Source organism: Candidatus Enterococcus moelleringii, from assembly GCF_017377575.1.
Lineage (GTDB): Bacteria > Bacillota > Bacilli > Lactobacillales > Enterococcaceae > Enterococcus_A > Enterococcus_A moelleringii.
This window is the reverse complement of sequence record NZ_JAFREM010000040.1, coordinates 24,315-50,474: the sequence shown is the minus strand read 5'-3', so window position 1 is coordinate 50,474 and position 26,160 is coordinate 24,315. Positions and strand designations below refer to the sequence as shown.

General features: G+C 39.1%; 22 protein-coding genes. 5 read left to right on the top strand and 17 right to left on the bottom strand.

Features of this window, described 5'->3' with window-relative positions; translation table 11 throughout:
- Nucleotides 1-33: 33 nt before the first annotated feature.
- The 11 genes from JZO70_RS21150 to JZO70_RS21100 all read right to left on the bottom strand — a co-directional run bounded on the left by JZO70_RS21150 (nt 34) and on the right by JZO70_RS21100 (nt 13,439).
- On the bottom strand, nt 34-2,604 hold the full coding sequence (locus tag JZO70_RS21150; protein ID WP_207675686.1) for a sigma 54-interacting transcriptional regulator: 2,571 nt from the start codon (nt 2,602-2,604) through the stop codon (nt 34-36).
- Between the two features lie 233 nt (nt 2,605-2,837).
- Nucleotides 2,838-4,100 (bottom strand): PTS galactitol transporter subunit IIC, encoded by a 1,263-nt coding sequence (locus JZO70_RS21145; RefSeq protein WP_207675685.1) that lies wholly within the window; start codon nt 4,098-4,100, stop codon nt 2,838-2,840.
- A gap of 18 nt (nt 4,101-4,118) precedes the next feature.
- On the bottom strand, nt 4,119-4,412 hold the full coding sequence (locus JZO70_RS21140) for a PTS sugar transporter subunit IIB (RefSeq protein WP_207675684.1): 294 nt from the start codon (nt 4,410-4,412) through the stop codon (nt 4,119-4,121).
- A 24-nt stretch (nt 4,413-4,436) separates the two neighbouring features.
- Nucleotides 4,437-5,513, bottom strand: coding sequence for a galactitol-1-phosphate 5-dehydrogenase (locus JZO70_RS21135; protein ID WP_207675683.1), 1,077 nt, complete (start codon nt 5,511-5,513; stop codon nt 4,437-4,439).
- A 15-nt stretch (nt 5,514-5,528) separates the two neighbouring features.
- Nucleotides 5,529-6,179, bottom strand: a complete 651-nt coding sequence (gene rpe, locus JZO70_RS21130) for a ribulose-phosphate 3-epimerase (RefSeq protein WP_207675682.1) — start codon at nt 6,177-6,179, stop codon at nt 5,529-5,531.
- Nucleotides 6,172-6,591, bottom strand: coding sequence for a hypothetical protein (locus tag JZO70_RS21125; protein ID WP_207675681.1), 420 nt, complete (start codon nt 6,589-6,591; stop codon nt 6,172-6,174). The genes rpe and JZO70_RS21125 overlap by 8 nt, the downstream gene beginning before the upstream one ends.
- 23 nt (nt 6,592-6,614) lie before the next feature.
- A complete protein-coding gene (locus JZO70_RS21120; protein WP_207675680.1) occupies nt 6,615-7,076 on the bottom strand; it encodes a PTS sugar transporter subunit IIA in 462 nt (153 codons plus the stop codon).
- A 22-nt stretch (nt 7,077-7,098) separates the two neighbouring features.
- On the bottom strand, nt 7,099-7,701 hold the full coding sequence (locus tag JZO70_RS21115; RefSeq protein ID WP_207675679.1) for a KpsF/GutQ family sugar-phosphate isomerase: 603 nt from the start codon (nt 7,699-7,701) through the stop codon (nt 7,099-7,101).
- Nucleotides 7,702-7,717: 16 nt separating this feature from the next.
- Complete coding sequence (locus tag JZO70_RS21110) at nt 7,718-9,799, bottom strand: BglG family transcription antiterminator (protein WP_207675678.1); 2,082 nt, start codon at nt 9,797-9,799, stop codon at nt 7,718-7,720.
- Nucleotides 9,800-10,154: 355 nt separating this feature from the next.
- Nucleotides 10,155-12,011, bottom strand: coding sequence for a BglG family transcription antiterminator (locus JZO70_RS21105; protein ID WP_207675677.1), 1,857 nt, complete (start codon nt 12,009-12,011; stop codon nt 10,155-10,157).
- Nucleotides 12,012-12,539: 528 nt separating this feature from the next.
- Complete coding sequence (locus JZO70_RS21100) at nt 12,540-13,439, bottom strand: hypothetical protein (protein ID WP_207675676.1); 900 nt, start codon at nt 13,437-13,439, stop codon at nt 12,540-12,542.
- Between the two features lie 478 nt (nt 13,440-13,917).
- Between JZO70_RS21100 and JZO70_RS21095 the strand changes: the two genes are divergently transcribed.
- The 3 genes from JZO70_RS21095 to JZO70_RS21085 are packed head-to-tail and all read left to right on the top strand — an operon-like array spanning nt 13,918 to nt 17,491.
- Entirely contained in the window at nt 13,918-15,411 is a 1,494-nt protein-coding gene (locus JZO70_RS21095; protein WP_207675675.1) for an ABC transporter permease, read from the top strand.
- A gap of 12 nt (nt 15,412-15,423) precedes the next feature.
- Nucleotides 15,424-16,098, top strand: coding sequence for an ABC transporter ATP-binding protein (locus JZO70_RS21090; RefSeq protein WP_207675674.1), 675 nt, complete (start codon nt 15,424-15,426; stop codon nt 16,096-16,098).
- A complete protein-coding gene (locus JZO70_RS21085; RefSeq protein ID WP_207675673.1) occupies nt 16,091-17,491 on the top strand; it encodes a PASTA domain-containing protein in 1,401 nt (466 codons plus the stop codon). The genes JZO70_RS21090 and JZO70_RS21085 overlap by 8 nt, the downstream gene beginning before the upstream one ends.
- A gap of 113 nt (nt 17,492-17,604) precedes the next feature.
- On the opposite strand, the gene JZO70_RS21080 is transcribed toward JZO70_RS21085, so the two are convergent.
- Complete coding sequence (locus JZO70_RS21080; protein WP_207675672.1) at nt 17,605-17,775, bottom strand: hypothetical protein; 171 nt, start codon at nt 17,773-17,775, stop codon at nt 17,605-17,607.
- A 267-nt stretch (nt 17,776-18,042) separates the two neighbouring features.
- On the opposite strand from JZO70_RS21080, the gene JZO70_RS21075 reads away from it, so the two are divergent.
- Together JZO70_RS21075 and JZO70_RS21070 are read left to right on the top strand one after the other, a co-directional pair.
- Nucleotides 18,043-18,423: a BlaI/MecI/CopY family transcriptional regulator gene (locus JZO70_RS21075; protein WP_207675671.1), complete on the top strand. Its 381-nt coding sequence runs from the start codon at nt 18,043-18,045 to the stop codon at nt 18,421-18,423.
- On the top strand, nt 18,420-19,505 hold the full coding sequence (locus JZO70_RS21070) for a M56 family metallopeptidase (protein WP_207675670.1): 1,086 nt from the start codon (nt 18,420-18,422) through the stop codon (nt 19,503-19,505). Before JZO70_RS21075 ends, JZO70_RS21070 begins: the two co-directional genes overlap by 4 nt.
- A gap of 100 nt (nt 19,506-19,605) precedes the next feature.
- On the opposite strand, the gene JZO70_RS21065 is transcribed toward JZO70_RS21070, so the two are convergent.
- From JZO70_RS21065 to JZO70_RS21045, 5 genes are all read right to left on the bottom strand, one after another.
- On the bottom strand, nt 19,606-20,703 hold the full coding sequence (locus tag JZO70_RS21065) for a mannitol dehydrogenase family protein (RefSeq protein ID WP_207675669.1): 1,098 nt from the start codon (nt 20,701-20,703) through the stop codon (nt 19,606-19,608).
- Nucleotides 20,704-20,707: 4 nt separating this feature from the next.
- Nucleotides 20,708-21,865 carry a mannitol dehydrogenase family protein gene (locus tag JZO70_RS21060; RefSeq protein ID WP_207675668.1) on the bottom strand — a complete coding sequence of 386 codons (1,158 nt, stop codon included), beginning with the start codon at nt 21,863-21,865 and terminating at the stop codon, nt 20,708-20,710.
- 17 nt (nt 21,866-21,882) lie between these two features.
- Nucleotides 21,883-22,317 carry a PTS mannitol transporter subunit IIA gene (locus tag JZO70_RS21055; protein WP_207675667.1) on the bottom strand — a complete coding sequence of 145 codons (435 nt, stop codon included), beginning with the start codon at nt 22,315-22,317 and terminating at the stop codon, nt 21,883-21,885.
- 181 nt (nt 22,318-22,498) lie between these two features.
- Nucleotides 22,499-24,517 carry a BglG family transcription antiterminator gene (locus tag JZO70_RS21050; protein ID WP_207675666.1) on the bottom strand — a complete coding sequence of 673 codons (2,019 nt, stop codon included), beginning with the start codon at nt 24,515-24,517 and terminating at the stop codon, nt 22,499-22,501.
- A 64-nt stretch (nt 24,518-24,581) separates the two neighbouring features.
- The gene (locus JZO70_RS21045; RefSeq protein WP_207675665.1) at nt 24,582-26,015 is read right to left on the bottom strand and encodes a PTS mannitol transporter subunit IIBC; all 1,434 of its coding nucleotides are present in this window, start codon (nt 26,013-26,015) and stop codon (nt 24,582-24,584) included.
- Nucleotides 26,016-26,160: the final 145 nt, after the last annotated feature.

Below are 26,160 nucleotides of genomic sequence, written 5' to 3'. Positions count from 1 at the left end.
CGACTTATGTCACAGCCTCTAACAACCATTTATCTATATTATATTTTGTAAAAGCCCCAGTTCTCTTGCATTAACCGTCACATTATATTTACTCTCTATCACACTTAGTCGTTTTTTCAACACTTCGGCTAGCTTTGCGTCACACTCTTCAACAGAATTGGAACACTTGCTCTCTAAATTGCTGTGGCTTTCTAATAATAAACGCTCAATCATGATAGATACATGCATAAACAGGACTTTTTTTTCAGAGGAGCTGTAGCTTTTATCTAAGTCTTCTTCGATCTCTGAGATGAATTCAGCTACGTCATTGATTAATTTAGTTGGATTTAAGATGGTTAACTGTTCCATCAGATTTTCTAATGTGAATTCTTTCGTCAGTTTATCAAAAATTTGGCGAAGCTCTTCTCCGTTGGCGCTTTCGGTGTAGAACTCTTTGACCACTGCTTCCCCTTTTTCACTCAGCAGTTCATGAAGAGTGATGGATTTTCCGGGAATATTGCTTTTTGAAGTAGTGATAACCAAAGCTTTACTGTACTCTTTAGTAATTTCCTGCATCTCTTGTTCACTTCTAACCGTATTAAAATCGCAACAGATGAATTCCGTTTTGGTGTCTATAAAGCATTTGGTCAAGATTTTCTTAATCTTATTGGCACTGCCAATTCCGGTCATACAAGATATAACAATGACCTTACTCTTTTCTTTAGCCGGAATATACTTGGTTATATTTTTTACACCTTTTTCCAGATGAATAATGACTTCATTGATGGATTTCTTTTGTAGAATTAAATTGGCTGCCTCTAGTGCCACCTGCGAAGAGATATTGTTCATAATACCAACTTCACCAGTGATCTCTCCTTCAATATCATCAATAATTCCGATTAGCGATCCCATATCCACCAGCAGCAGGACTCCTTTGGAAGAGTCAATGTTTTTCAAGCTTTTCTTCAGCTTTCTCAGCACATCTTCTTTAGTGGCATCAAAAGGCATATCAATTCCTTCAAAGATATATTGACTAAAGGTTTGATTAACTAGGCTGGCAATACTAGTTGCTGTTGAAACCCCATGACAGATCAGAATCAAATAAGGAATCTCACTTTGGTCCCCCGATTTCCGTAAAAAATACAAAAACGAGACAAGGGTAAAATAGTTGCTCAGGTATTCGATGTCTAGATTAATCCGCACTAATTCTACAAAAACTGTCGAAATTTTGTATAGTTTATAGTACTTGGTTTTGACTAAGCGCAGAATTTTTTCGTAATCCTGATCATTAATCGTATTATCCAACATTTGTTTGTTAATCTGTGAAACCAGTTTAGAGAAAAAAGTTACGTGACGTTTACTGAACTTAAAGCCGTAATTAGTGTCCAGGTACTCTAAGATATTCAGAATAGATGGGTAAAAGACTTTGAAATTGATTTCTTTTTCTTCTGTTTTATCAATCTCTTTAATCAAATCTAGAATCGCTGCTCGCAAACGTTCCTTATCGTCGTTCGCTTTTAACAGCTCTGAGATTTCATCCAACTTACTCTTGGTGAAGCTCTCTATTTTTTTACTTCTATTTTGAAAACGGTACGTATCGTTCTTATCTACAACAATGTTCGAGGTAACAAATTTAAAATTATTGTAATTGGAAAGATACGTATTGGTGGAATTCACTTTAATGATCTCACCTGTTTGGCGATGGGCGGCTTGCGCCAAGGCCACTTTGATTACATTCTTGATTGCTCCAATATTGCCCTTTTCATCAAACATGATTAGTTGGTTATATAAGTTGCTGGAGACTTCGATTGGCTTGGTCAGATTCTGCATTTCTTTCTCAAATAGATGATAAATAACCTGAAACCGCTCATCAATTGGCCGTTCAGCATATTTTGGCAAATGAATAACCAGTGGAATTCTTCTCACAAAGGTATCCAGCATAACAGAAGTTGATTCCGTAGTGGCGAAAATCAAGCGAACATCCAGCTTTTGCTCGATTTGAGAACCCAGCTTAGAAATCACGCCCTTGTCCAAATAGCGAAACAGCTTTTCTTGTCCAATCGGCGGCAAGCGATGAACTTCATCTAGAAATAAATATCCGCCATCAGCCCCATCGAATAAGCCTTCTTTTTCCGTGGTTGCTCCAGTAAAACTACCTTTGGCATAGCCAAAAAGTGCTGCTGATAAAAGTTCTGGATTATTGGCATAATCGGCACAGTTCAATATTTTCAATGGTGCAGATTGGCTAACGACACCTTTAGCTTTGGCATATTCATAAATATACTCCGCTAAAAAACTTTTTCCGACACCGGATTCCCCTAAGATTAAAATAGGCAGTCCTTTAGGCGGATAGGTGACTGCACTTTTGCAGCTGACGATTTGTTTCAACAAACTCCCATCATAGCCCACTACGTTGGCAAATACCGACTGCTCTTTTCCAGCGGCTAGTCGGTATTTTACCGGATACTTCTCAACTTTCTCCAACACATTTTCTTTCACCAATTGATTCAATATTTTACTGACTGTCGAACGCGTAACTCCTAACTCATCAGCCAGTTCAATCGTTGTGAAAGCTTCCTTTCTCTCCTTTATTAATTCCATGATGCGGCTTTTATTTGTTTTCAACGGCTTCCCCTCCTTGTAAACAATTTAAAAAGCGTGGATCAATCATTTGATCATATATTTACTTTATCTCATTTCTTTCTAATAAACTAGAGGATTTTTAGAAGAGCGGAAAACATAGTTTTTCAATGTAAATTAGCCTAAGCTGTTGATAAGAGGTCATATAAAAAAATACGCAGAATAAAAACGACATGAGTTAGTCTCTTACAAAGACTAACCCATGTCGCTTATTTACTTTATGCTAAAAGACTTAATAAGAAGTAGACAATCCATGAGTACCACTGGGTTCCTACCGCTAGTGAGGTAATCTCTGTCGCACCGCCAGGAATTTGGTAGCCAATATCAGCTGCCAAGCTGGTCATGATTGGTGCAGCAATTCCCGAAATGTACAAGGTGATTGCGGCGATGAAGATACCGGTGATCACTCCTCTAAATAAGTTGCCTTTCGATGGCAAGATTGCAAAGATCATGTAAAACGGCAAAGCAGTCAAATCGGCCAATGGCAAGGTCTTGTTACCTGGCAAGATAAACGCTAGAACTAACGTGATTGGAATCATCAGTAATCCTAATGACAGAACAAATGGATGACCAATCCCTAATGCGGCATCTAAACCAATGTAGATTTCTCGACCTTCAAAACGTTTCTCCATAAATTCTTGCGCTGCTTCAGAAATAACGATTAACCCGTCCATCAGCAACGAAACCATTCTCGGAATCAAGACTAATGATGCCGCAATCGACACTGCGGTTGTCAAAATATCGGCAACTGGCATCCCTGCTACTGCTGACAATAGTCCACCGATCATCAAGCCCATCATCATTGGTTCACCGAAAATTCCTAGTTTCTGTTGGATTTTTTCGGTAGTCCAATTGATTTTATTGATGCCAGGGATTTTGTCTAATACCCAGTTCATTGGATAACCCAGGACAGCCCAACCAGTTGTTTGCATCGCTGGCAAGGAAATCCCTTCTAAGCCTAGTACGTCAGAGACATCTTTTTGCGTCAAATCAGCTAATTTAAAGATAATCGCCATGTTGATGACTGCACTAGCTACTGCCAAAATCATACTGCCAGTCGTTAAGTAAAGCGCACTAGCGATGAACAATGGCTGCCAATAATTCCAAATGTCCACATCCATCGTTTTCGTCAAATTGAGCATCAACATGACGATATTGGTGGCAATAATCGCAATAAATACAAACGGCACTACCGGTGTTCCCCAAGCGATGGAAGATCCGATCCCCCAGCCAATATCGGTAGCCGTTAAGCTAAAATCATATCTGTCAACAAGTGCTTGTGTGACAGGGGTAATGGCATTCATCATGACCCCTGACATCACATTAATCCCAATAAACCCAATCCCTACTGTCAGCCCCGCTTTAAACGAAACTGATAATTTCCGGCCGAAAATTACTCCCAAAATGGTAATAATGATTGGCATCATTACACTAACACCTAAATCAATAATGTATCTGAAAAAGTCAAAAACAACTGACATTTCTTTTCCTCCCTATGGTTAGAATCCTAGAATATCTCTGATTTCTTGTTTAGTTTTGTCTTTGCCGATGCCGGTTAGAAACGATCGACCCAAGACAACTGGAACATCTCCTAAATCAGCGGAAATAGTGGTTGAACTAATCACCACATCCGGCTTTTTATTAGCAACTTTGGAAGGAACATCAGAAACAATACATTGGCTAATATCATACGGAACTTTGTTTTCATCTAAAAATTCAGACACCTTTTTCACAATCACTGTTGAAGTCGCAATTCCAGTACCGCAGCACACATAAATTCTTTTTCGATTCATTCTTCTCACTCATCCTTTTTCAGTCTATTCTTTTTCTGGGAAAAACATCACTTTTCCAAAATTATCTTCTGGTTTTTTATGGGTAATAGTATCGAAAATTTCTGGTCCTTCAGCTAAGGTCAGTCGATGGGTAATCATCGATTTTAATTCTAGTTGACCATTTTCTAAAAGTGCCATGATGGTATGCCATTCTTTTCCAGGGAACGGTGCGGATACACAGCTCCATGCGCCCCATACCTTCAGCTCGCTGCGGACAATTTTTTCAAAATAGAAACGTTCAATCGATATATCGGCATACGGGATACCCATAAATACTACGCCACCGCCTTTTTTCGCATAAGCGAAGACTTGCGCCGAGGTAATCGGTGAGCCGGCTGATTCCACTACAATATCTGACATCAAGCCATCAGTGTAGCTGGCGATAGTTTCTAAGGTGTCCACTTTTAATGAATTGATCGTGTGGGAAGCACCTGCAGCCTTAGCCATTTCCAAGGCTTCATCGGCAATATCCACTGCAATTATTTTAGTAGCACCAAAAATCTTAGCAAACTTAATCGACAATAGACCGATATTTCCGCAACCAACCACTACCACCGTATCGCCGGCAGTCAGATTAGTATGGTAAAACCCATGAACAACTACTGCCGAAGGTTCGATCATAGCTGCTGATTCATAATCAACAGAATCTGGAATCGGCACACAATTTTTCTCTGGTAAACGAATGTATTCAGCATAGGCTCCACCATGGCGAGCACCAATCACTGTAAGATTTTCACAGCGAGCAAATTCGGATTTTTTACAGAAGTAGCATTCTTCTTCCACATCTAAATCGGCACATGTAAAGCAAGGTGCCCCAGCTACACGATCACCAACTGCTACGTGGCGAACTTGGCTGCCTGTCTCTACTACTTCGCCAGAAAATTCATGGCCCCATACCATACCTGAAACATAGGGTCCTAATTTTTTGTAGCGAGATAAATCTGAGCCGCAAATGCCGACTGCTTTGACTTTAATAATGACATCCGTTTCCTTTTCCAGAACCGGTTTTTCAGCTTCCTCAAAACGCAAATCTTGTTTTCCATATAATTTCAATGATCTCATCTATCAACAATCTCCTTAATTTAACGCATTTTCTAATGACGCTAGTTTTTCAGCAGAATTGCCGGAAAACATGTAAGAACCTACCACGAACCAATTGGCACCAGCTTCGGCACACGCCTTGATGTTCTCATTATTGACGCCGCCATCCACTTGGATGTCAATCGGCCGCTCACCAATCAATTCCTTCATTGCAGCAATTTTTTTATAAATCGGCGGGTACAGCTTTTGTCCGCCCAATCCCGGATTAACCGTCATTAACAGCACGTAATCAATTTCATCTAATACCATTTTGATGGATTCAACTGGTGTACCTGGATTCAATACAACTCCAGCTTTAGCACCTAACTGTTTGATTAGCTGAATCCCCCGCAGCAGATGAACAGTGGCTTCTTGATGGATACTAATATATTCCACCCCTGCTTCCACTAATTGCGGAATGAATTTGTCAGGATTTTCCACCATCATGTGGACATCAAATTGAAAGGGCAGGATTTTTTTCAAGTCTGCCACTTGAGTAGGACCAAAGGCAATATTCGGAACAAAGCTTCCGTCCATCATATCAACGTGCAAAATTTCAATGCCTAAATCTTTTAAAGGCATAACTTCTTTTTGTAAGTTTCCGATATCAGCCCCAAATAGTGAAGGCATAATTTCATTGTTAACCAAGGTGAAAATCTCCTTTCAGATCTTCGGATATTTTTTCAATCATATCTAGTTCGCTGGCATAGCTGCTCTTTCGATTAAAATAAAGCATCTGGTAGCAGCCATTCGAGCGATTTAACGGTTTTACCCACATTTCATTTTTACTTGGAATTAAGAGATACCCAGGAGCTTGCCCCTTTTCTTTCTTCCACTTTGTATATAACTGATCAGTCGTTAACGAAGGATTTTCGGTAACGATTTTTTTGATTTTTGTTGGAACGTAATACATATAAACGATTTTTGAGTACAGAAGCACAAAACCATAAATAGCGAACAGGACTAAAAAGAGGTACTTATTTTCGATCAGAAAAGCAACAATTCCTCGTCCAACCTCCCCAAGCATCCGGTCATTTATTTCTTCAAAGAGACTTTTCATATCCACTACTCCTGACTTTTTTGTTAGTTTAACAGCTGAATAACATCCGATTCACTTTCTGCATGAACAAGTGCCTTCATTTTTTCTTCACTCTCGATTAAAGCAATCACTGATTGCAGAGTTTCCAGTTGTTTGTCTGGTTCTTTGATTGCCAGCATAAAGACCAATCGGACAGGCACTTCAACTTCTTCAGCACCCATCTCTTGAAAGATGACCGGCTGCTTTAATATGCCCACTGCAATCGTTGCTTCGTTTACATGTTTACTATCTGTATGAGGAATCGCAATCCCGAAGGTCGTCGTATTCAGACCGGTTGGAAATACTGCTTCGCGATCTTTGATTGCCTGAATGTAGCTTTCCTTTACAAATCCATTCTTATGCAAAAGTGCACTCATTGTCTCCAACAGCTTTTCTTTATCTAAATGATCTTGTTCATCAAAAAAAGTAATATTTTTCGAATCTACCATCTTAACTAACTCACCCATACGCAGTTACCTTCCATTTCACTTATTTGCCTAACAGACGATCGCCAACAGCTCCCCCAGGATGGTTGATACCAAACTGTTCCTTGGTGAATCCTGTGTAAGTCATTAACGCAATACATACCGCATCAAAAGTCGACATCACCGCTAAGGTACTAGCTGTAGCCAACATATTAAAGGTGTCCGGCTCTTTTTCCACTGAGATTTTGACAAACAACTCAGAGTATTTGCCAATCGTTGATTCTTCATTTTCACCAACACCTACGATATAGGCTTTTTGTGCTTTAATTGAATCCAGCAGATTGACTAATTCCTTCGTGTTTCCACCTTTTGAAATAACGATGACAATGTCGCCTTCAGCGATAATCCCCATAGAGCCGTGAACAGCATCGGCAGGATTCAGATAAACCGCTGGCACACTCACACACGATAATGAATGAACAATTTTTTTCGCGGCAGCGCCAGAAGTTCCACAGCCAGTGACGACAACCTTGCCTTTTTTAGCGCCAATTTTGTGGACCAGTTTCGTTAAGACATCCATATCTACGGTTTCACTGATCTGAGCAATCGTATTGGCTTCGATTGATAAAGTATTTAACATGCTATCTTTGATTTCTTGATTATTCATGAATTAAATTCCCTTCTTAAATAGAAATTTCTTTTAGTAGATCGAGTATTTGTTGTTTATCGTTTGTTGAGGTTAATTTTTCAATCAGCTCTGGTGATTCAGCAATCGTTAAGATATCGATAATCGCCTGGTTGTGCTGCTTTTTATCGATCGGAGCAATTAGAAAGACCAGCTTCAGTGATTGTGTCTTAGAATAAAGAAAGCCTTCCCGAACAATCAGCAAACTAATCCCGATTTTCTTAACCCCTTCATCTGGCAACGCATGAGGAATCGCTACATCTTGTCCCAGAATGGTATAAGGATCTTCAAAATCATGACTGTCAATCACACTTTGAATATAGGCTTCCGTGACCGCCCCTTCTAGCAACAATGGCTGCCCGGCAATCCTGATTGCTTCTTTATAATCAGCAACCTGATCCAAAATAGTAATCTTACTAGCTGAAAGAAAGTCACTGATACGCATAATTGCGTGCTCTGCTTGCTGGAGTCTTGAGCCTTTTCTAGTCGGCAATCGTTCACCTAAAATTTCTAAAATACTTTGCTGAATATCGGCGATTTTTTCTTTAGGGAGGTACTCAATGATTTCTCCCATAATCCGTTCAACAATCGTTGCTTTGTCTTCTTCACCGAATATTTTCTTAAAAACCTGCGAGCGTAATTGCTGCTTTTCTTCGTCACTCATAGCTGCTTGAACCACAAAACAATTATCATAGGAATGAAAGTGACCAATTGAAAAAATAATATCCACCTTCAGGTTGCTCTTTTCAAAGGCCCGATGAGACACTGGCTCGTAAAAATAGACTTCTGGAAAAATATCCATTAACTGCGAAAGCATTAATTGGGAATACGTCACGCCCTTAGGACAAATGACTATCGCCGTCTTCATTTTGGGATAATCCGATTTGCCTTGTGGCAATATTTTTGAGCCAAAAATTAAGGAAATGTACATGATTTCGATTTCGGGTAACGGTACTTCTAATAAATCTTCTAACGGCTTGAAACAATCTTTGATGATTGAATTCAAAAAATCATATTGAGCAATCACATTGTCTAAAAATTCTTTTTCATATAGATCGTTGTTCTCATTAATTAAATAGCGAATCCGGTAATATGCTGGCGTCAGATGATACATCAAGCTGTTAAGAATCGATTCCCGTCCTTTTAATTCAATCGATGTCTTCACTTCAAAATTATCAATGCATAGTATTAACGCTTTGCGCAGCTTTTCCGTGATGGTTTCATTTACGAATTCGGCTGAAATAATTTTTGAGGTTAAGATTTGCAGCGAAATGTAGATGGTTTCTCGCTTGCCAAATTTTTCTAAGGAAAGAATCTCCTCAATCAGCCGGACTTCTTTCAGCTGATAAATCGACAGCTCTTCTTCCGACGTTTTCTCCCGTGCCATTTTTCCGTGCTGGATGCGACTGAACAGAATCAACAGAAAATACGGTAAAATTTCAAATTGTTCATCGGTAAATCGTATCTCCAGCTGCTTTTCAATCGCCTTTAAATTCTTCTCTGTTAAGGAACGTTCTTCCTTTGTTCCTCCAAAAAATCGATCTAGTATTTGAGTTCCATTGGACATTTTGTTAACATAGAAGAGAGTTTCTTTGATGAAATCTCTAATGAATAGTTCGTTACCGGAAATGCAATAGCCTTGTGTACGAGAATAAGTTATTTCGATTGAGTGGATGGTCAGCTTATCCTTCAGCTTTGAAAGATCTCGTAAAATCGTATTTTTACTAACTTTCAACTCGTAAGAAAAATACTCAAGCGACAAATCCAAGGATTCGTTGAATAATAATAGTGCAAGTATCATTATTCTTTCGTCTTCTGAGTAAAAAAGCTGGTTAGTAGCCTGCTCCTTTTCTTCACTGGCTTGAATGAAGCTAATGATGGCAGCATCAATGATAAATCCACCATTTCTTGTTCTTCGTATACTTGGCAATTCATTTTCGTTCAAGTAGTCGTTAATCTTATTGACGGCATACTTGATTTGATCCTTTGACAGTTGTAGTTTGTTCTCCAACCCCTTTCTTGTGATAATAGGGTTAGAAATTATTTCCTTTAGTACAATTACATATTTTTCTTCAAGCATTTGCTAACCCCTCTTTCCTTGCTGTTTCCCGTTTATCAAAATGTTCATCTTCCTTATGTCCTTATTATAGTTTCTGCTCTTGAAAATGTACAAGCGTTTTCATTCAAAAAATTCCCCTTCCAAAAACCCCACTTGGTGATGTTATTTACCTATGGGTATTTATAAAAGAAGGGAACATGACGGATACTATAGTAGAGACCCGCAAACTGAATACATGCTTAACTGGTTTATTTCCTAGTGCTTTTCGTTATATTGTATCAGAGATCAGAATGCCTTTTTTCAGGAATCTAGCTTGAAACAGTCTCTTTCCGTAAAAAAAAGCCATACTCTTTAAGTAAGAGTACAGCTTTCTTGTTTATTTAATACCACCTTGCTTATCCATCAACAACCGAGCATAATCCTCCCGCGAATTGACCTTTTGCATCCGTGCCCGCAAGTCTTGATCGGCAGAAATGACAAAAATCGTGTCGTAAAAGCTCAACAGCTCTGCCTCCGATTCCATGGTCAAATCGGCAGGAATCGCTACGAGAAATACCAGTTCGATTTCTTCCGGTGATTTGCCGTTTTTATAAGAACCGATAGACACCACGATTTGACTGCTGTTTGGATTAATCCCGTGGGGAAAGGCGATGCCGTTTTCCAATACCGCGGATGCTTCCTGTGATTTTTTCAGGATGTAATTCTTGAAGTCTTCATCCGCTAGCTGTTGTTGAATCAGCTGATCCAACATCATGGATAAGTTGTCTTCATAGGTTCGTGACGCGTCCAAGCTCTCAAAACTAAAGTGAGTATTCTCAAATGCAGCTGCCTTTGATGCAATGATTCGTTTCCACTCTCCCAGCAGCCATTTATCATTAAACAGGTCGTTTAGCTTGATGACCGTCGTCGGAGTTGCAGATTCGGGTAAAGGAATCGTGGTGAAAATGGCAAAATAGCGATTCAGGTCTTTGGTTTGATATTCTTCCTCTGAATAGTGAGTGATTTTAATATCGGAACCAAGGACGCTCACCAGCTGCCGCTTAATCATCAGAGCCGTTCCCTTACCGGTATTGCAGACCACCGCAATTTCCTTGGCCGCATCATCGGGGTCTTCCTTCAACGCCAACTCAAAATAGATCGCCAAATAGGCGACTTCGGATTCCTGCTTTGGCTTGGCTAAAAAGTTCGCCAGTGCTGTCACACCAAGATCTGCCAGCTGACAGGAGAAGGCATGCTTATTGCGAAATTCTTGGTCAAAAATATCTTGAAGCTGGATGTGGAAAATGATGCGATTGACCAGAAACATAAAATGAGCCTGCAATTTACTAAACAATATCTGTTCATCCACCGTGATCAGGACAGATTCTTGAATTTTCTGCATCATTAGATGAAAGAGTTCTTTTACCTGCAGGTTCTCTGCTAATCCTTCCTCTACCACATTGTTATTGAAAATATTTAACGGAAAGCAGATAAAATTAAAATCAAGTTGGCTGATAGTGATACTGCAGTTAATTTCTAACGTCCCCCACAATTCTTCCAGTTGAGGATCGGTGGCGAAATAATTTATATAGTAAGGAATCGCTGCCGAAAGATTTTTACCTGCTTGAATTCGTTCCAAGGTTAAGGTGATGACCTTCTTCAGTAAACCAGCTGTTCGAAAATCCAGCTTCTTGGTTTCGGCAATGGCTTCGATCAACTGTGACACGTCTTGATCTAATTCAGGTGGTGTCAGATAATCATAGGCATGATACAGATAAAGCAGCCGCAGATTTTCTTCCTGTCCCTCCAGCAGTAGTCCCTTATTGGGGGTGCCGGTCAAGGAAACATCGAATGGAATCAGTATTTCCTTCAGCTTCCGCAAGTCCTTATTGACCGTCGAACGGCTGACGCCGATCAATTCAGCCAGATCATCAATCACGACATAATCGGATCGCTTCATGAAACAGTCAATCAGCACCGCCATTCGTTTGGAGCTTGAATTAAAGTCCGCCTGCTGCCTCAAGCTGCCATTCATTACGGCTTCAAATTGCGGCAAATCCAAGACCTTCAGCTGATAACTGCCGGCAGCTTCAACTATTTTTGCTGTATGACCCAATTGTTCATTTAATAGCTGAATGGTTTTTTTCACGGTTTGCGTGGTGGTACTTGTGATCCTTTGAAGCTCGGCGAGGGATAAATGATCGTGGGAAATAAACTGCTGCAATAGTTGATACCAACGATTTATTAATGCCATGTTTATTTCCCACCTTCTTTTTAATCTGTTTTTTGTTGTTATACTAATTATTACCTGTGAATCGGAATTAATCAATATTTTTGTGATGGATTGAGATACTCACTAACTCGCCTACCTAATTTAAAATTGTGAGCAGGAAAAAAGATAACCATTCTTAGCAAATGGCTATCTCTTCTATAGTATAAGTATTTTTCGGAACTTCGATACATGTGGCTTTGCTTCAGCGGTGGAACCTACGCGCGATCATACCTCCGGAACAAATATACATACACACCGACAAGGTAAAATAGAAATATCAGCGGTAAGTAAGTAAATGAAATGAAGTAATCAATCGTTTTATAGAGTACGAGTCCTATGACTACAAGGAACCACCATGTTTTCAGCGCTTTTTTCTTCTTTTCACTTAGAGGTTTTTGCTTTTTTATCTTCATACAAGAAATCTCCTTTGAATTTTGCCCTGTTTTCCAAAAAGTTTGTCTTTATCGCTTAATTTAAATGTAATTGTTGCCATGATGGATACCACATGGTCTATAACATACCATGTTCGCCAGTTACGAAGTCGTAATAGGCTGAATAAAGACTCGATTTAGCCACCGTTCCATCATCAGAAACTCCTCCAAATGAGTAAGCAGTATAAATAATTCGATTACCCTCGATTGTTGCATAGGCACCTTGACTACCCCCATAGCGAATCATTTTAGCACCATTTTCGTCAACACCATAGTTAGCTTGATCCTTTATGGAACTACTGGAACCACCAACATCATCTAGAACATAATCAACGAAGTATTTGAGCATTTCGTCATCTGAAGGTTGTGTACCAGTTGGCTCAGCAGCAGCGTTAGTTTGTTGAGATGGATTGCTGACTTGATTCATTTGTTCATTAAAGAGTTCTTTCAGGTGTGTATCTTCTTCTACGTTCTTAGATGAGTTATCAAAATTCGTTTTGTCATCGTTATAATTTTCAAGAAGTGTTTCTTTCGTTACTAATTGATTATCTACTTCGGCTTCCTCGTATCCACCTGACATCCCCATATAGACTACACCTTGCACAGGTGTCACTCCCTCTTCACTAACAGAAAGTTTATAGATTGGGTGACCACTACCTACACCACTTGTGATAAAAAGATAAACATCGTCATTGTCTACCAAATAATGCAAAGTAAGCCCTTCTAAATTTGGATAGTCTTTTATACGTGAGTCAACAATATCAGCCATTGCTACTATTTTTAGTTCTTGTGGTAGTTCGTCGTATTTCTCATTTTCGGTCTGACTTGATTGCGTGGTACTGCTCGAAATACTGCTACTAGTTGATGTAGAGACAACATTGCTAGAAGATTCCTGTGCAGTTTCATTACTTCCCCCAGTGCACGCCGATAATAACACCAAACTTAACCCACTTGTTAGAATAATACTTAGCTTTTTCATTTTTCCCTCCTAATTTTATTTGATAATTCTATGATAACAAGCAAATCATTCTTTAGCAATTTTGCATACACGGTTATTGTTGTGGAATTTTCTACTTCACATCTCGCATTTTGTCCGAATTAATCAATAAGACCTACGAAACTTACCCATGAGCCAGAAGGCAAAATAAAGTGATTCGGTTCCTCGTTACAAAAAAATGTATTATCAATAATTTTATAGACACTCGCTGAATTCGTATTGTATACTATTTTTAGGAGGTGAATTATTTATTAGCCATACAACTAGAAAGTTTAAAAATCTTGTTGAAGGATGGCATGTTGCTAGCTAAGAAAAAAGTAAATTGAAGGCGCTATAATTTTCTTAACCTTAGATTTTTTCATTAAGGGCGAATATTTGCAAGAACCACTCAACTCATTATTGTAACTCATTAAACTTTATGGAATAATTAGATTAAAATATAATTAGAAGGAGCGAAGCAATGGACTTTAAACAACGAGCACTCAAGAGTATCACCAGACGGAAAGGCAAATCTCTGATTCTGTTTTTTGTTGTATTTATTTTAGGAAATGTGATCGCCGGAGCGGTGGCAATTCAGCAATCCACCGTGAATGTTGAAAAAGAAACCAAGCGCAGCATGGGTGCTGTCACGAGTGTCCAGATGGACTACGAAGCTTATGATAAAAAAATGAGTAATGTTTCCGAAGAAGAAATGATGAACATGGCCTATCCGCAGCCTCCGAAAGCCAAAGTCTATCGGGAGATCGGTGATCTTTCTTATGTGAAGCGCTACGATCTTTTTCTTACCACTGGCACAGGTACCGTTAAATTAAAAAGCGCGACTGATGACAATGTTGGGTATGGCGGTACACCTTACATGTTTAACATTAAAGGCTTCAACCAAAAAGAATTTCTGGATGTTACTGAAGGACTAGTGAAAATCACGCAAGGCGAGGGCTTTACGGATAACGACATCAAAAATGGGACGAATGCTGCCATTATCAGTTTGGATGTCGCTGAAGCCAACAGCTTATCAGTTGGCGATTCTTTTGTTTTAGATGCAACTAACCAGGTGATGGATGATTCCGTTGAAGCACAGTCTAGTGAGTCAGGAGAATTACCGCAGCCGAAAACCGTTTCCTTCGATTTCCCAATGAAGGTGTCTGGGATTTTTACGGTTGTGAAAAAAGACCCGGATGCCCAACAAAGCCAAGAACAGGCGGCAGAAAATCAGTGGCGGGCGCTGGAGCAACTGAACACCATCTATACCACCGAGGGTGCGGCCCGCGACCTGAGCAAAAAGCTGGGTGAGGCCTATTCAAGTGGGACGGACGCTCCTTTAGAAGATATGGAGGATAATTATCAAGCAACCTACGTGCTGAATTCACCGGATGACATCGAAGCCTTTCGGGAAGATGCCAACGCCCTCTTGCCAGAATATTACCAAGTTATTGCTTCCAGTGACCAATATGATCAAGTAGCTGGTGGCCTAAACAAACTGAACACTATTTCCAAATATGTGGTGATTGTGGCCGTAATTGCGACATTGCTGATTCTTTCGTTGGTTGTTCTATTGTTCATGCGAGATCGCAAACACGAGCTGGGCATCTACCTTTCCTTTGGCGAAAGCCGCGGCAAAGTGATTACGCAGATTGTGCTGGAGCTTTTGATGATCAGCAGTATCGCGCTGGTTCTTTCGTTAATTACTGGTAACTTCTTGGGCGGCGCGATTTCTCAGTCCTTGATTCAATCGGATTGGATCAGCAACTCAAGCCAAGAAGGCATGGTCTATTACGGCAACAATTTGATGCAAAACAATCTTTCCTTCATGGATATTCAACAAGCCTACAAAGTAACCTTCAGCATCGGCTACATCGTGACTTATCTGCTGGTGGGTGTAGGTACCGTGCTGCTCTCGGCCGTTTTGCCACTGCTGTACATTCTTCGCCTGAATCCGAAGAAAATTATGATGTAGGGAGGAAAGACAATGACATTATTAGAGGCAAAAAATATCGATTATTACTATCAGGATGGCGATCAACGGCGTTTTATCTTGAAAAAGGTCTCCGTTGGTTTTGAAAAAGGCAAGCTTTACAGCATTTTAGGAAAATCCGGTTCTGGTAAAACCACCTTCTTATCCTTGATCAGTGCCTTAGATACGCCGAAAGAGGGCCAAATTTTGTATAACGGCCAAGATATCGCCACGATCGGTCATGAGAAGTTTCGCAAAAATGATATCAGCATTGTGTTCCAAAGCTACAATTTGATTCCATATTTGACTGCCGTGGAAAATGTGTTGATCCCCATGGCGATTACCCAAAATGACCTGCCGAAAGAGAAAAAAGAAGTCGCCTACAACTTATTGAAATACATCGGCATTACCGAAGACAAGGCCAATCGTCTGGTGACTCAGCTTTCAGGTGGTGAGCAGCAGCGGGTGGCGATTGCTCGGGCATTGTCCATGAATGGTGACATTATTCTAGCCGATGAGCCGACCGGAAATCTGGATGAAGAGCTGGAGCAGGAAATCGTTGATATTTTTAAAGAGCTGGCTCATAAGCATCAAAAATGTGTCATTCTAGTTACCCACTCCAGCGAAATTGCTCAACAGGCCGACGAGGTGCTTCAATTGCGCAAAGGTGTGATGAGTCGTTATGAGTGATTTCTTATCTAACTTTACCAATGATAATTTCGACGATCAGGAAAAAAAGAAAGCCAAAGAACCGGAAAAAGAAGTTGAGGAAGAGCAGGAAGTCGAACCGATCGAAGTTCCTGCCCCTCCTCCCCTGATTGAGTCTGAACCAACCGATGAGCACGTGGAATTTGATCCTACTTATAGGAAGCGCAGACAAAAGAAGATTCTGTTGTTTTCTTTAGGCGGTCTAGTTTTACTGCTGGGGATTTTCATCGCTTATTATCAGTTCACTCGAGTAAAGGTGCCAGATTTTCTGAAGCAGGAAATTGCTCAGGCGCGGGAATGGAGTGCTGAAGAAGGCGTTCCCTTGAAGATCGAAAACACGTATGATTTCGACATTGCTACCAATAACGTGACGAAACAAGATGTCAAAGCTGGCGATAAGATCAAAAAAGGCGATACTCTGACGTTGACGGTTAGCTTAGGACCTGATCCTGAAGAACAGCTGTCCTTGCCAAACTTCGAAGCCATGACTATTGAAGCGGCTCAAGATTGGATCAAGGAGAATAAGGCAGAAAACGTCTCAGTTGTTCAACAGTACCATGACACGATCGGCAAAGGTCAGTTCATTAAACAGGAAGCCGCTGATAAGGAACTGAATTTGCAGGAATACAAACGCAAAGATCGTTTTTCTGTTTATTATTCCCGAGGTAAAGAGAACTTCGAAAAGAACATCGAAGTCCCAGATTTCGCCAACAAAACGTTGACGGAGGTCACGGATTGGGCCAAGAAAAACGAGCTGAAGCTGGTGACTGAAAAAGTCTTTTCTCAATCGATTGCAATAGACAGTGTGGTTTCTCAATCCACTGCGGCCGGCGCTAAAATTGCCAAACAAGATGAGTTTAAGATTCAGATTTCTAAAGGCAAACCGCTAGTCGTGCCTGATTACCAGAACTATACTTTGGAACAAGCCCGGGAACTTTCCAATAAAGTCACCGCTGTGCTGAAAAGTGTTTACTCGGAAACCGTGCCATTTGGTCACTTTATTAGTCAAAACATCGCCGCCGGTACCGAATTTGATGAAAAGGATAACCCGCCAACGATTGAAGTGACTTATTCTGAGGGCCGACCTTACATTAAAGACCTGCGTGACAACGCGCTTGAAGGCGATCTGCCAAAGCTGTTTTTCGAAACCTATTCGGCCAAGGGAGCCAATATTACCTATGATGTTTATTATATGGACTCCGATAAGCCGAAGGGAACGGTCATTGAGATGAGTCGCTACGGCGAGTACGTGCCGATGGATACCCATCTGACAATTGGCATCAGCCTGGGGAATATCCAACCAGTTCAAGAACCTGTCAGTCAGCCTGTGACAGATTCACCCGAACCGGAGATGAATGAGGGTGTTGAGGAATGATTTGGGAGTGCCAGTGACTAGAGGTTGCTGGTGCTTTTTTTGGTCAAATAAAAACTCGCCTCCTACGATTGATCGTGGAAACGAGTCATTCATTTTAGGATTCAGCAAAACAGCTACTTCTTAACTGTTTCTTTTTCAATGTTAGCTGCTGAGCTTTTACTGAATAGTTCGACCAATTGTTTTTTATTATTCTCTTGTCTCTGTCCAGGAATGAACGGTTTAAATTTACTTTCTGCCAATAGTTGAGCTCCGCTTTCACTTACCACCATCTCTTTATCCGTCACTTTAATACCTCCTTTTATATATCAAATTAAGTGGCGACAAAATTTTTTAGTAACTTTCAAGTAATGCCTTATGTCCAATGTAGTGACTATACCTTATGACACTTTTCAAGTTAAGTATAATACAATGTTAGGCAATTGAAAAAAGAAATCTTACATCAGTAAATCTCTTTAAGTATCACAACCTTGTCTGATCTATTTTTGAAAAAGGCTGCCTTTTTTTATGCTATAATTACAATTAATTAGAACGTCTAAGGAGATGAATGAGCTATGTCAAAGTACAAGTTAACTAAGAAAGAATTGGAAATACTGACTATCTTGTGGGGGAGTGACAAACCGCTAACAGCGCGGCAAATAATCGAAAAAAATCCTTCATTAGGAATGAGTACAGTTCAAAGTGTGCTGAAAAAATTAGCCAAAAATAAACTGATTGAAACGGCCGAGATCGTTTATAGCGGTACCGTTCTTACTAGAAGCTACTCTCCTATTGTGGACGAAGAAACCTTCATCCTGGACCAATATGATGACTTCAGTATGTCAAAACTATTGGCCGGGTTTCTGGTTAAGCAACCTAAAGAAGAGTTGGGGGCTGAAATTTCTAAAATTGAAAAGTTACTAGAGGAGAAAAAGAAGGAGCTGCTGGATGAATGATTCTTTCTGCGACTTCATTAATTATTACGTTGGTGACAAGTTCAATCATTGCGTTGATCGCGATGATTCTTGTGAAGTTAATCAACTATAATAAGATCACTTCATCAAAATTTCTGATGATGATCAGCTTAGTCTTTATGATACGGCTGATGTTTCCTTTTGAATTTTTCTTTACTCGTTCCCTTCCATCTTATCGAGTTTTGCCTGCATTAAGCATGGCTTTAGAACAAAATTTCTACACAGTTGGTAACGCCCATTTCAGATTTTTTGAGTTGATCTGTTTTTTCTGGTTGATCGGCTCGCTTTATTTTGGGTACAAATTCATTTTTAGACTAAGGAAAGTTTCTACACTGAAGAAATTGGCTGACGCAAAGCGAGATCACTCTTACCCGCAAACTCAAATTGTTTTCGTCAACAAACCTATTTCGCCTTGTGTAGTGGGACTATTCAATCCAACAATCATACTGCCAAACGTACCACTAACAGAATCGGAAATCGAACTGATCTTGAAACACGAATTTCTGCATATCTCAAGTTTCGATTTATTCATCAAGTACCTGTACGAGCTGATAGCGGTCATCTACTGGTGGAATCCCATCGTACATTTATTCAGAAGTCACTTGGATCTGATTATCGAACTAAAGGTTGATGATCAAGTAATTGAAAATCTTTCAACAGAAAGAAGAATCGAATACCTGCAAGCGTTGATAAATTTGGGGAAATTTATTGATACCAGTCAGAAAGATGCACATGGTTTAGTTACCAGCTTTTCTGGAACAAGCCAATCCTACCTGCTGCTTCGTTCCAGGAATATTCTTCATACTACGAAAAAAAAGCCAAAGATTTTGTCTATGGTATTTGTCGGCTTATTCTGTTTTGTCTTGTCTAGCAGCGTTATTTTTGAACCTTATTATGTTTCAGAAGAAATAGAAAGAACGACTATGAGCATCACCAAAGATAACTCTTATCTTGTTAGAATGGACGATGGTCAGTACGAACTCTACAATGAAGAGAAACTTGTGTATATTGTACCGGAGAAGATGAGGCGCGAAGAATTTCCAGAGCTTCCGATTCGGGAATAGAAGATTGTTGATAAATGATTTTAACCACCGGCTTAATGAAGTCGGTGGTTAAAATTCGAATTCCCTTAATTTTTTATAGTCAGTCATTAAATTATTCACTCTAAACGAATTCAATTATATCTTTCACTGATGCTCCCTTTACAAATAAATCAAAAAGGACGTTGATTCTCTGTATTGTGCCAGGTAAATCTGAAATTTCCGAAATTTTCTCCAAAGTATCCTCTTCTAAATCCCCTTCACCTTTTGCATAGTACATGGCCGCTGCGATAACGATTAACAGATAAGTATCTTCCAACTCATATTTTTTTATTAAACGTAATGGTCGTATTAAGCGCTCAGTAGGTCCCATTTTTCTAAGAACATCACGAGCATTTCTTGAAATCGTGTCTACAATATCCGGATTCTTGAACTTTTTAATCGCTAATCCTGAAAACTCCGTCTGATCAGCTAATGGAACATCATATTCTAAACTAATCGCTTTGTTTAACGGGATAGCTGCTTTCTCCATCAAATAACTAATATCTTCATCATTTGCAGCCTCACTATAAACTTCATATCCATTATACGATCCTAGATAAGAAATAAACGCACTTAAGCAGTTGTAGGTATAGATCTTTCTTTGAATTAAATCAGAAAATCTCATTTCTGGAATGTATCCCGAAACATCCACTTTTACTTCACTCACTGCTGCATCATAAGGAATACTCGGATACAATTCTGTCAATAACGCCAGAGAATTTTCATCCTGAGCAAGTGTTGTACAAAAAATGATTCCTTCTGTAACGGCAGCCTTTATTTCTGCATTAATTAAAGGTCGTTTGACATCAATACCATTTTCACAACAAACGATAGTGAGTCTTTCTGGTGCTTTTCTTTCCTCCGATGCCTTCTTAAATAATGGCACTAACTCTTGAATGTTGTCTCCACCTACTGCTGTTAAGACTAAATCGGACTCACTAACAGCTTTTACCGCTTCATTGGAATTTAGTTCGTATGCTGAATAATTATCGATAATGATCGGATCACAGGCATTGCCACAATAAGAAATTGTATACTTGCTTTCTTCATTTAATTTATTGATCAATTCCGGATTCTTATCGATAAAAACAATTTCTTTCTCACTGTTTTTTACAAATGGTGCGATGAATCCTCTGCCGGTCTGACCCGCTCCGATAATTATCACTTTATTTTTTTCCATTGATTTATACCTCTATATTCTGGTTTTTCAATTCTTCAATGATCAACTGATAAAGTTCCTCTTCTTCATTAAGCTTTGAAATATTTTTTAATACGTAGGGAATTCCTTTTTCTTGAATGGTTTTTTGCAGCTCTTGAGCGATCGGATCTCCTTCGTAATCGTATTGCAAGGCTGCTGCTATTGTTTGAACCATCGCGGTTGGCTGAATGCCATTCTTTAAAGCCATTTTTGCGGGAGCAATTAACCTGTCGTTAGGTCCTAGCTTTCGGATAGGATCGGCCGCATGTCGGTAGAGTTGATCGACAATTGTTTTATCCGAGTATTTCTTTTTGGCTTTTTGGGCAAAGTCCTCTTGATCAGATTTATCCACACCCAATTCACGTACGACCATTTCATTTATTTCGTCATAAACTTTATCCAAAACTCTTTCTATACTAGGATCATTCGCTGCATCAGCGGTATATTCAAATCCTTTTTGATAACCCATATAAGCAATCGTTGCATTGCTGGTATTATTTGTATAAAGTTTCCTTTCCAAGAAGCTGCCAAAGTTGTCAATAAACTCTACAAACTCTAGCTTCGGCGGGTTTCCTAAAAATCTTGCTCGATCAATTGGTAAATCCCAGAAATCTTGTACCCATACATCGGCTGGATGCTGTTCCTTTTGTTCTTTACTAGACTCAACTGCAATACGCATGATCACTGCCTCAGTAATACCGACTTGCGACTCAAACAAGCGAATGTCGTCAGCCGATAAGTGTTCATAAATCGCATCTCTTAAATCGCTTGCCGGATTCTTCCAGTTTTCTCCGGTCACAATGTTTTTTAATCCTGCTTCAGGGTTGGCTTTAAACGCTTCCGCTAATCCCCTCGCAATTGATGGCAGATTCTTACCTCCTACCGCTGTAAAAATTAAAGAAGAGTTTTTCCAAGCATCGTTTAGCTTAGCCTCATTTAATCTGAAAGCCTCATAATTATCTACTACGCTATTTCTTTCCTCATTACCTAAAATATGAACTTCATAACGATTTTCTTGATTCAAGGCATCAACTAAAGATTGATCATATTCTGCATAATAGATATGCCAACCATTTAAATTCATCAGCTGTCCAATAAAGCCCCGACCAATTTTTCCAGCTCCGATAATTAGTGTGCTATTCATAGTTAACGACCTTTCTTTTACAATTCTGATGTCAACAACTCATAAACTTCATCAACAGAATCCGATTCAACGGCTTTCTGAACGTTACTTTCATCCTGTACTGTAAGCGCAATGCTGGATAAAATATCTAAATGCTCGTCTCCTATTCCAGCAATACCAATGACTAAATAGGCCTTTTCATCCCCATAGTCAATCCCTTCTTTTGACTGTAAAACAACAATTCCGGATTCTTTGATTTCGTCTTTTGAATGACTCACTCCATGGGGGATAGCTACGCCATTTCCTATATAGGTGTTAAATACTTCTTCTCTTTCAAACATTCCTTTGACGTATGCTTCACTTACATATCCGCTCTCAACAAGCAATCTGCCTGCTTTGTTGATGGCTGCTTCTTTTGTAAGTTGCCCTACATTTAGTACAATGTTTTCTTTTTTTAATATTGTTGAACTCATCCGATCACCTCATCATTTTTGTACTCTTATTCTGGCACTTAGTGAAACTCTTTACCACATAAATCAGCAGCATTTTTGTCAGTTCTCCAAAGTGCCAAATCTATAAGAACAGTAAGAACTAAAACTATGCAAACCTAAAGTTTTACCATTTTTCTTTAGAATGCCAGCTGCTATTTTGTAGCTAGCCCATTTTTTCCATTGAAGATCGAAGTGCACTAGATAGTTTCTCAAAATCTAAACTCTTAACACTTTTCAAAAAGTTCTCGTCCAATACTAAGGATGAACTAATTGTACCGAAAAGTTGGACAATCTCATTTCTTTTTTTAGTAGGAACAACCATTAAAATAATCGTGTCAATTTTAACCAGTCCATCAATTGTATGATACTCCACCGGCCGATCAATTCTTATAACTCCCAGTTGAATTTGATCATCAAATTTACAGTGCAATAGTAAGACACCGTGATCATCAATGACAGAACTACCAAACTTTTCTCGTTCCTTAAGAGCTTCCGCAAGCAAAGGTGCCTTATCGGCTGGCATTGTGGCTGCTGATATTTCTTCAATCACTTGATCAATTGATTCAACTTCTGACAGCTCACTAAAATAGAACGTCTCTAAGACTCTATCTATTAATCTCGTTCTTTCGTTTGATACAGGTATCTTTTCTATCGAATTGTCCGTTTCAAATACTGGATAATCAATGTCAGAATTTTTTAAGTTTAGAATGTTCTCTATCTTAATTACATCATTTTGCGATAAAAATGGATTTACCATAACATTGGGAACAAAAATTGTATCTACTGGTATGGTAGAAACGATCAAATCAATATTTTTTTTAATGAATTCAAATTCATTGATAATATTGTCGTTGTACTCGTCTTCAATTTCAATTTGAGGAAATCGTTTCTTGATCGATTCTCTCAATACTTTCGATGTACCAAATCCACTGGAGCATACTACGGCTACTCTCTTTGTATTGGAAGAATTGTTTTTATCCAGTATCGCACCCAAAATATGCATAGCTAAAAACACTACTTCATCATCGATGATTTTCTCGTACCCAAGTTCAACCACCAGATCATGAATTCTGATAAAAATCTGAGGGTACTCTTCCTTAAAGATATGTGTATATTGATTTTTCACTTGCAGGTTGCTATTGTATCGTTGCAGAAAAAGGTAGACATGATTATCAAAAGATTTGATAAATACACTAGTCATATCAATCTTATTACCGAAGATTCGGTAAAAGGCAGAACGAACACGGTTTATTTCTTCTTCAAAATTTTCTGAAACAGAGAATTTACTGCTCCATTTTTCGGTATTGTTAGTCTTTCTAGCAGAAGAAATGTACCGATCAATAAATTCGGCTTCTTCTTCTGAAACAATTTTCTTTGATTGACTCAGTGAAATATCGATAATCTCTTCAACTAAATCATTATACTTTTTGCTATATTCCGTGGTAGACTCTGAATTCCTATTTAAGAGACTCGTAGTAAGCACTAATTTAAAATACCCACCATCTGCTAAAAGAAATCTTAATCTAGTCCCGCTTTTTTCGAAACGGGAGTGAATTGTCCGCATTTCTTCGATCGGCAGCTTTTTATATAGTTTTTCCCTGATTGAAGACGATAAATGATTGCCAAACATGATAATAGAAAATGGATTGGCTTGCGTAAATTCAATCAATCTAACATCAATATTTCCATATAGGAAATCCGAGTAAAACATTGCCTTGTCAAACTTGCTTCCTTCAACAGTAATACCTTTACCTCGTTGCTTGCATAATTTCAAATTAAGATTGCTCATGCGATTTTCTATGGTGGCCAGATCGCTATGAATTGTCATTGGAGATACTCCTAATACATTTGCGAAATAATCAATTTTAGCCGAGTCATCCGAATCTAACAATTCAGTAATAATGAATGCGATTCTCTCTTCTGATGAATAATAGTTTACGTTTTGGGAAACAAGTGATTCTTCTAGCCTGCTTCGCTCGTTTTCGTCTAAATTTAGCTTTATCCCTCTGCCTTTTTTTACACTAAAATTAAAATTGTTTCTTTCAAGAAAGGTGATCACCGTGGGAATTATGCGACTTACCGTTCGGCTGCTTACATTTATTTTTTTCGAAATCGTTTTGTAAGTAACATAGTCAAGCTCATTGACTAAAATTGTAAGAACTTGATAGGTTTGACTGTCCATATTACCACCTCCTCATTAAAAGCCTCAAAAAAATCCTGTGGGAGAAATTCTTGAGGCCTGAGTATTAATTTGACAAGTCACTCACTAGTTTATCGTATTCTGGAGCGTTAACAAAGTTGGATACCGTGACAAAATAGGCTTCTGGAGCAATTCTTTTTGCCCGATCCTTCAAACTTTCATGACAAACAATAATTTGTGCTCGATCCGCAGGTATTTCTTCGATAGCCGAATGAATGACTTCTATATCTAGTCTTGCATTTTTCACTTTTTTCTTCAGTACAGAACATCCCATAGCACTTGATCCCATACCGGCATCACAGGCAAAGACAATTAAACTGACATCTTTTGTCATAGGAATTCCTGATGCTACTGCTGATACAGTTGTAGCTTCAGCGACTGGTTGTGAAGTAGCGGGTTTCTTCTTGCCCTTTAATTCTTGAACCTTGTCAGTGGAAATCGCTAAGTCTTCTTCTGTATAGACTTTTTTGTCCGCTTTTAAAATAGGAGAAGCAATAGCAAAACTGACAACAATTCCAATGGCAACTCCGGTAATAATTTTGATATGCTCTCCAGGCGGCGTCATCAGCATATAAGAGATAAAGCTTCCTGGTGAAGGATAAGCTACTAAACCCGCTCCGGTTAAGTTGTAGAAAAGATTTGAACACATCCAACCAACCATTGTCGAAATAATCAATACTGGTTTCATCAGCACATAAGGGAAGTACATCTCATGAATACCACCAAAGAAGTGGATAATAGCAGCACTCGGCGCATTATCTTTTGCATTTCCTTTTCCAAACTTCCAGTAAGCAAGCAATAACCCTAAACCTGGGCCAGGATTAGAAGTAAGCAAGAAGAACACTGACTGTCCTGCTTCCGCAGCATCCTGTATTCCCATAGGATTCATAATACCTTGAGAAATCGCATTGTTTAAGAACAGCATACGAGCTGGCTCGGTGAAGATTGGCATAGCAAATAGTAAATTTCTGTCGACTAAAGCTTCAACCGCTATTCTAAAGAATTCATTCAAACCTAGAATCATTGGACTAAATGTTAGATTTCCTAAAATAGCAATTAACATTCCGATAATACCTAATGAAAAATTATTGACTAACATTTCAAATCCTGATTTTATTTTTCCATCAATCAAACCATCAAATTTCTTTAATACTAAAGCTGCCAGTGGTCCCATCACCATCGCTCCAATGAACATCGGAACTTCAGCTGCAGCAATGACACCGAAAGTAGCAATTACCCCAATTACAGCGCCTCGACTCTTGTACACTGCTTTACCACCAGAATACGCCATTAACGTCGGTAGCATAAATCTCAGCATAAACGGTCGCATAGCATCTAATGTTTCATTTGGAAAATAACCATTTGGCATAAATAATGCTGTTAACAACCCCCATGCAATAAATGCCCCAATGTTTGGCAGTACCATCCCCGTTAAGAAACCGCCAAACGCTTGAATTCTTGATTTTACTGCTGAATTCATTCTTGTTTCCTCCTTTGTCTTTCTGTACTTTCATTATGGCATCAGCAGTAAGCCCTTACAACATATTCAAAATGCAACTTTGGCATTAGCCTCAACTGACAAAATTTTACTTTGCTTAAAATCACCAGTGTTGCAAAGATTTCTA

Bases quoted from the DNA above. Each gene is read 5' to 3' on its own strand.
- JZO70_RS21145 (WP_207675685.1), bottom strand. From the start codon at position 4,100: ATGTCAGTTGTTTTTGACTTTTTCAGATACATTATTGATTTAGGTGTT.
- JZO70_RS21140 (WP_207675684.1), bottom strand. From the start codon at position 4,412: ATGAATCGAAAAAGAATTTATGTGTGCTGCGGTACTGGAATTGCGACT.
- JZO70_RS21135 (WP_207675683.1), bottom strand. From the start codon at position 5,513: ATGAGATCATTGAAATTATATGGAAAACAAGATTTGCGTTTTGAGGAA.
- JZO70_RS21125 (WP_207675681.1), bottom strand. From the start codon at position 6,591: ATGAAAAGTCTCTTTGAAGAAATAAATGACCGGATGCTTGGGGAGGTT.
- JZO70_RS21120 (WP_207675680.1), bottom strand. From the start codon at position 7,076: ATGGGTGAGTTAGTTAAGATGGTAGATTCGAAAAATATTACTTTTTTT.
- JZO70_RS21115 (WP_207675679.1), bottom strand. From the start codon at position 7,701: ATGAATAATCAAGAAATCAAAGATAGCATGTTAAATACTTTATCAATC.
- JZO70_RS21110 (WP_207675678.1), bottom strand. From the start codon at position 9,799: ATGCTTGAAGAAAAATATGTAATTGTACTAAAGGAAATAATTTCTAAC.
- JZO70_RS21105 (WP_207675677.1), bottom strand. From the start codon at position 12,011: ATGGCATTAATAAATCGTTGGTATCAACTATTGCAGCAGTTTATTTCC.
- JZO70_RS21100 (WP_207675676.1), bottom strand. From the start codon at position 13,439: ATGAAAAAGCTAAGTATTATTCTAACAAGTGGGTTAAGTTTGGTGTTA.
- JZO70_RS21095 (WP_207675675.1), top strand. From the start codon at position 13,918: ATGGACTTTAAACAACGAGCACTCAAGAGTATCACCAGACGGAAAGGC.
- JZO70_RS21090 (WP_207675674.1), top strand. From the start codon at position 15,424: ATGACATTATTAGAGGCAAAAAATATCGATTATTACTATCAGGATGGC.
- JZO70_RS21085 (WP_207675673.1), top strand. From the start codon at position 16,091: ATGAGTGATTTCTTATCTAACTTTACCAATGATAATTTCGACGATCAG.
- JZO70_RS21075 (WP_207675671.1), top strand. From the start codon at position 18,043: ATGTCAAAGTACAAGTTAACTAAGAAAGAATTGGAAATACTGACTATC.
- JZO70_RS21070 (WP_207675670.1), top strand. From the start codon at position 18,420: ATGATTCTTTCTGCGACTTCATTAATTATTACGTTGGTGACAAGTTCA.
- JZO70_RS21065 (WP_207675669.1), bottom strand. From the start codon at position 20,703: ATGGAAAAAAATAAAGTGATAATTATCGGAGCGGGTCAGACCGGCAGA.
- JZO70_RS21060 (WP_207675668.1), bottom strand. From the start codon at position 21,865: ATGAATAGCACACTAATTATCGGAGCTGGAAAAATTGGTCGGGGCTTT.
- JZO70_RS21055 (WP_207675667.1), bottom strand. From the start codon at position 22,317: ATGAGTTCAACAATATTAAAAAAAGAAAACATTGTACTAAATGTAGGG.
- JZO70_RS21050 (WP_207675666.1), bottom strand. From the start codon at position 24,517: ATGGACAGTCAAACCTATCAAGTTCTTACAATTTTAGTCAATGAGCTT.
- JZO70_RS21045 (WP_207675665.1), bottom strand. From the start codon at position 26,015: ATGAATTCAGCAGTAAAATCAAGAATTCAAGCGTTTGGCGGTTTCTTA.